Annotated in this window: 3 protein-coding genes; 2 read left to right on the top strand and 1 reads right to left on the bottom strand. The window is 30.2% G+C overall.

Annotated elements, in window-relative coordinates; all coding sequences use genetic code 11:
- Positions 1-142: 142 nt before the first annotated feature.
- On the bottom strand, positions 143-1657 hold the full coding sequence (gene gltX / locus ACYSNM_RS07125) for a glutamate--tRNA ligase (RefSeq protein ID WP_461756253.1): 1515 nt from the start codon (positions 1655-1657) through the stop codon (positions 143-145).
- Positions 1658-3868: 2211 nt separating this feature from the next.
- On the opposite strand from gltX, the gene ybeY reads away from it, so the two are divergent.
- The gene (gene ybeY, locus ACYSNM_RS07120) at positions 3869-4288 is read left to right on the top strand and encodes an rRNA maturation RNase YbeY (protein WP_461756252.1); all 420 of its coding nucleotides are present in this window, start codon (positions 3869-3871) and stop codon (positions 4286-4288) included.
- A gap of 40 nt (positions 4289-4328) precedes the next feature.
- Positions 4329-6206, top strand: coding sequence for a tRNA uridine-5-carboxymethylaminomethyl(34) synthesis enzyme MnmG (mnmG, locus tag ACYSNM_RS07115; protein ID WP_461756251.1), 1878 nt, complete (start codon positions 4329-4331; stop codon positions 6204-6206).
- Positions 6207-6436 lie beyond the last annotated feature (230 nt).

Below are 6436 nucleotides of genomic sequence, written 5' to 3'. Positions count from 1 at the left end.
CAGATGTTCGCAACTAGAAATCAAAAGTTTAAGACCTATAAAAAAATGGTAGTAAACTAAGATGTCTACTACCATTTTTTAGTATTTTTATAATATTAATCCTGTATCGTTATTTCAGGACTTGACAGATAAAGTAATAAGATTACTTTATTGTATTTATAGCATTTTGAATTCTTTGGATTGCTTTTTCTTTTCCAATCATTTCAATGATTTCAAATAAATCAGGTCCTTTTAATGCTCCAACCATACAAACTCTTAATGGTTGCATTACTTTCCCCATACCAATTCCTTGCTCACTAATCCATTGTTTTAAAGAAGCTTCTATATTTGTAGCTGAAAAGTCTTCAATATTTTGAATTTCATTGGCTACATTACCTAAAATATCAGGTGTATCCTCTTTCCAATTCTTTAAAGCTTTAGGATCATATGAGGTAGGATCTACAAAGAAAAAGTCAGATAATTCATAGAAATCACTTACAAAAGTAGCTCTTTCCTTAATTAGGGAAACTACTTTTTCTATATATTCTATAGATGGACTTAACTCTTTATCTTCTAATACTTTTAAAAACTCTTGAGCTAGATCCTTATCCGATTGTAACTTTAAATAGTGTTGATTGAACCATTTATTTTTCTCTGGATCAAATTTAGCTCCTGCTTTATGTACACGAGATAAATCAAATTTCTCCACTAATTCTTCTAGTGAAAAAATTTCTTGCTCACTTCCGTCATTCCAACCAAGTAATGCTAAAAAGTTTACCACTGCCTCTGGGTAATAGCCTTTTTCTCTATATCCACTAGATTGTTCCCCTGAAATTGGATCTTTCCAATCTAATGGGAATACAGGAAATCCTAATTTGTCTCCATCTCTTTTAGATAGCTTCCCATTTCCAACAGGCTTTAAAATCAATGGTAAATGAGCAAATTTTGGAGCTTCCCAACCAAAGGCTTTATAAAGTAATTCATGTAAAGGTAAAGAAGGTAACCATTCTTCCCCACGAATTACGTGAGAAGTTTCCATTAAATGATCATCTACAATATTAGCTAAATGGTAAGTAGGCATACCATCACTTTTATATAAAACCTTGTCATCCAACAAGCTAGTGTCAAATTTCACTTCACCTCTAATTAGATCATTTAAAACTAGAGTTTCTCCTACAGGCGTTTTGAAACGGATTACATAAGGTTCTCCCTTCTCAATTCTATTAGCAACTTCTTGAGAGTCTAACACTAGAGAAGTTTTTAAATTTTCTCTAACTGTGTGATTATAAATGAAGGTCTCTCCATTTTTTTCTTTTTCGCTACGCATAGCATCTAACTCCTGTGCAGTATCAAAAGCATAATATGCCCAACCTTTTTCAATTAACTCTTTGGCATATTTTGCATATAATTCTTTACGCTCACTTTGTCTATATGGTCCAAATTTTTCATTCAATCCAATAGTCTCGTCAGGAGAAATACCTAGCCAATTTAAAGCTTCCATAATATATTGTTCTGCGCCAGGAACAAATCTATTTTGGTCAGTATCTTCAATTCTTACATAAAAAATTCCATTATTTTGCTTAGCAAATAGGTAATTAAACAACGCAGTCCTAACTCCTCCTATATGTAAAGGTCCAGTTGGACTAGGTGCAAAACGCACACGAACTTGATTAGCCATCTTTTAAATTTTTACAAAGATAATATACAAAATAATTACAAGGACATTATTTCGAAAATTATCCTAAAATCTTTAATTCCAATAGTTTTAAATCAAAAGTAAAATAGAACCTACAAAAGAGAGGAAAAACACTTTTCAAATTCCAACTTAATATTAAAATACTCGTAAATATCGTCTCTAAAAAGGGTTGTTTTTATTTCCATTTTTTACATATACAGCCTTTTTTTAATCTAAAACTATTCAAAAGTTGATTTTTGAATTTTAATGCTATATAGTTGATTTAAAGCATTGTAACACTTATCAACAACTATGTTTGTCCAATTCTCTAAATGCTTAGTTTTCAAGCTTATAATAAATCAACAATTTTGTTGATAACTATGGAAACAAAACAATAACTATTTTTTGTTTTATTCAAAATTTTTGCAATACACTACATACAAGGACATTTCCAAATTTATTTACAAAAAAGAGTTGTGGAGATATCCATACTGTTATACACACTTATCCACAAAAAAAGGGGTAACAAATTATCAAAAAACACCTGTTGATAAGCTAAATAAGGCCTGTTAATAACTTATCTAAAGCACTGTTAGTCAAAAAACTAAAAAATGATAATCTGTTGATAAGATTTAATAATTAATATAAAGAAATTTTCAAAAAAAAGTTATTGTACATATTAACAAGCTATATATACCATACCATTTTTTTTATTTTTAAAAATCTTTTATTATTTATTATTAGTATTGTTGATAAGGTTAATAAGTGAAAAAAAACTTTTTCGCTAAAAAAAAAAATAAGCCCTTAGAAGGCCTTAAAAAGCTTTTTTTTTTTTTGGCTGTAGAAGTATAAATTTTGCCGGTTTCATACTACTTTTTTTTTAAAAAAAATAGCCGTTATAATTTCGTTATTTGGACATACACTTGGAGTAATTTTAAATATCGCAAGTATAAAGGCTTGTAGATTAAAAAAATTGCAAGAGTATACGTTTAGTTGTTTTAGTATTTTTTTTAAAAGGGAAAATGGAGCCCCATAATTTTGTTATCTGGCCACAAGGCTTACTTAATTTTTTATATGACAAACAAATGGGCTTGATTTTTTTTAAAAAAGGATAGATCTGTTGCCATCCAATGAAGAGAATTTTAAAACTTTGATATTTGATATTTGATATTTTTATTTTTAAAATTAGAAATATCAAAGTTGTGGAATGGAGTTTTTATTATATGGATCAAAGCAAATACTTATATGCTACTAGTAAGTAGTTCTTGTATCTATCATATTTGATTTTATTTCTCATAATTTTTTTTTTACGCGAAATATAAACGCTTACTTATCTTTTTTAAGTAGCTTCTATAAATGTCCTATTTAGTTTTTTTGTACAGTGGAATTTGTTTATTGAAATTACAAGCTGCAAAAATTTAGTGCGTTTGATTTATTTTTTTTTAAGACTGTCTGTAGTTTGGTTATTCTGTTTTTTTTTATAACCGGAGTGTTTTATAGAAAATACAGAGGGATTAGAAAACTAATTATATAATATAATTAGTTGGAAAAGATTATGTGGCTAATAACAGAGGTCTTATAGTTTTTTTTTTCTAGTTTATTGAAAACATGATGTGCTATTTAAATTAGGCCATTTAGATAAAATTACATTTTCCATTCCCTTACGTATAGTTAGCGTATTTCATTTTTTTTTTTTCTAAAACTTTTTTATGCAAAATAGGAGCAATAGAAAAATAAGTTTGGATTCTTTTTGGTAAATATTTTACCAGTTGGATCTTTTCGAACTTTGATTAATAAAATGATTAAACACATTTTAATTTCTGCACCTAGAGAATAGGGGAGAGGTTATTTTTTTTGGTGAAAATTCTTTTATTCATTTTTAAAAGACTAATTTTACCTTATGTCTACTAGTAGAAAGTTTATTTTTTGAAGGCTTTGAGAGTAGCATATTTATAATTTTTTTTTATTCGTTTCGAAATATGCAATTTTCAGGAAACTATTTTTTTAATTTAGTTTCCTCTGGAAGGAATTTGCATTCTGGTGAATCTAATCCAGGATATTTTTTTTATCTGTAAGACTGCAAAACTAAATATATTTAGTAGGCTGATTTACTTATGATTATGTTAAAGAATTCATTTTTAGTCTCTTTTTTATTCTCCTTTTTAATTTTCATCGTACCTTTGCATATATTATAATTTTAAGATAAAAATTCATATGATAATTTTTAACTACGAGTCTGATTTTCAATTGTTTAACGAAAATAAATATAGAGAGTGGATTTCAAAAATTATTTCTTCTGAGTCTTTTATAGAAGGAGATATCAGTTATATTTTTTGTGATGACGAATATTTACATAAAATAAATGTAGAGTATTTAGATCATGATACTTTAACGGATATAATTAGTTTTGACTATACGGACGGAGATACCATTTCTGGAGATATCTTTTTATCTGTAGAAAGAGTAATGGATAACGCGAAGGAATTTGATGTAGAATTTGAGCACGAATTACTTAGGGTGATGGCGCACGGAATTTTACATTATTGTGGGTATGGAGATAAAGATGCAGAGGAAGAGAGAATAATGCGTAGTAAAGAGGAAGAGAAAATAGCTATGTTCCACGTGGAACAATAGTATATTTTTAGTTTTTAATTTTAATGTTTCACGTGGAACAATGAGTATATTTCAAGATACATATGATGTAATAGTTGTAGGAGCTGGTCATGCTGGTTCGGAAGCTGCTGCGGCAGCTGCGAATATGGGATCAAAGACTCTTCTTATTACAATGAGTTTACAAAATATAGCACAGATGTCTTGTAATCCTGCTATGGGTGGGATTGCAAAAGGTCAAATTGTTAGAGAAATCGACGCTTTAGGAGGTTATTCTGGGATTGTATCCGATCAGACAGCTATACAGTTTAAAATGCTGAATAAATCTAAAGGACCTGCTATGTGGTCTCCAAGGGTTCAATCAGATCGCATGCGCTTTTCTGAAACTTGGAGACTAATGTTAGAGGGGACTCCTAACTTGGATTTTTATCAAGATATGGTGAAATCCATTTTGATCGAAGACAATAAAGTTAAAGGAGTTGTTACAAATTTAGGAATAGAAATTAAGGCCAAAACTGTAATTCTTACTAATGGTACTTTTCTAAATGGATTGATTCACATTGGTGAAAAACAATTTGGAGGGGGTAGAGCTGGAGAAGGAGCTGCCTTTGGTATTACGGAGGACTTAATTCAATCTGGTTTTGTTTCAGGTAGAATGAAGACAGGAACACCACCTAGAGTAGATGGTCGTTCTTTAGATTATTCTAAAATGGAAGTTCAACCAGGAGATGCTGTTCCGGCTAAGTTTTCTTATTTAGATGTAACTAGTCCATTAAAGCATCAAAGAGACTGTTATATGACTTATACTTCTCCTGAAGTACATGATTTATTAAGGGAGGGGTTTGACCGCTCTCCAATGTTTACAGGAAGAATTCAAAGTATAGGACCTCGTTATTGTCCGTCGATTGAAGATAAAATTAATCGTTTTGCCGATAAAGATAGACACCAAATTTTTGTAGAGCCAGAAGGTTGGAATACATGTGAGATTTATGTAAATGGTTTCTCTACTTCTTTACCAGAAGAAGTGCAATTTAAAGCCATTCGTTCTGTTGCAGGTTTTGAAAATGCAAAGATTTTTAGACCAGGATATGCTATAGAGTATGATTATTTTCCACCTACTCAATTAAAACATACTTTAGAAACGAAGCTTGTAGAAGGGTTATATTTTGCTGGGCAAATAAATGGAACTACGGGTTATGAAGAAGCAGCTGCTCAAGGTTTGATGGCTGGTATGAATGCTCACTTAAAAATCAACGATAAAGAACCTTTTATTCTTAGAAGAGACGAAGCTTATATAGGGGTACTTATTGATGATTTAATTACAAAAGGGACAGATGAACCTTATCGTATGTTCACTTCACGTGCTGAGTATAGAACTTTATTGCGTCAAGATAATGCTGACTTTAGGTTAACGCCTAAGAGTTATGAATTGGGACTTGCAAGCGAAGCTCGCTTAAGAAGAATGGAGCACAAGTTAAAAGAGTCTGAAAACTTCGTACAATTCTTTAAAGAGACTAGTGTGAAAATTCAAGAAGCAAATCCAATTCTTGAAGAAAAAGGTTCGTCTTTAATGGTTCAACCAGATAAAATGTTTAAAGTATTTTCAAGACCTCAAATAGAGTTAGAAGATATTTTGAAGTTCGAAAAGGTTAAACAATATATAGAAGAGAACAATCTAGATCAAGAAATTTTAGAGCAAGCTGAAATTCAAGTGAAGTATTCCGGATATATTGAAAAGGAAAAAAACAATGCGGATAAGCTTACTCGTTTAGAAGATGTAAAGATTCCAGAGAACTTTGATTATGATAAAATAGTTTCATTGTCATTTGAGTCTCGTGAGAAACTTAAAAATATTAGACCTGTAACTATATCTCAAGCATCTAGAATTAGTGGAGTAACTCCTACGGATATTTCGATTCTTTTGATTCATATGGGAAGATAAAATAAATAACATATTTTAGTTGAAGGGGTTTGTTCCACGTGGAACAAACCCCTTTTTTATATGCTGTAAATAAAGATCTTTCTTATATTATTTTTGGGAATGGATATACTCAGGTGTATAGTTACTGTGTTTTTTATTATTTTTTTTGCTCTCAAAATATAGGAAAGGGGGGACTTTTACTTCCTAATCTGAAGTAATCAGTAAGGGGTTTTAAGTATATTTTGTAGACT

This window comes from Myroides sp. LJL116, from assembly GCF_054871685.1.
The sequence above is the reverse complement of the archived record's forward strand: the minus strand, read 5'-3'. Positions and strand labels throughout refer to the sequence as shown.

Excerpts from the sequence above, each read along its gene's own strand:
- gltX (WP_461756253.1), bottom strand. The coding sequence starts at position 1,657 with ATGGCTAATCAAGTTCGTGTGCGTTTTGCACCTAGTCCAACTGGACCT.
- ybeY (WP_461756252.1), top strand. The coding sequence starts at position 3,869 with ATGATAATTTTTAACTACGAGTCTGATTTTCAATTGTTTAACGAAAAT.
- mnmG (WP_461756251.1), top strand. The coding sequence starts at position 4,329 with ATGAGTATATTTCAAGATACATATGATGTAATAGTTGTAGGAGCTGGT.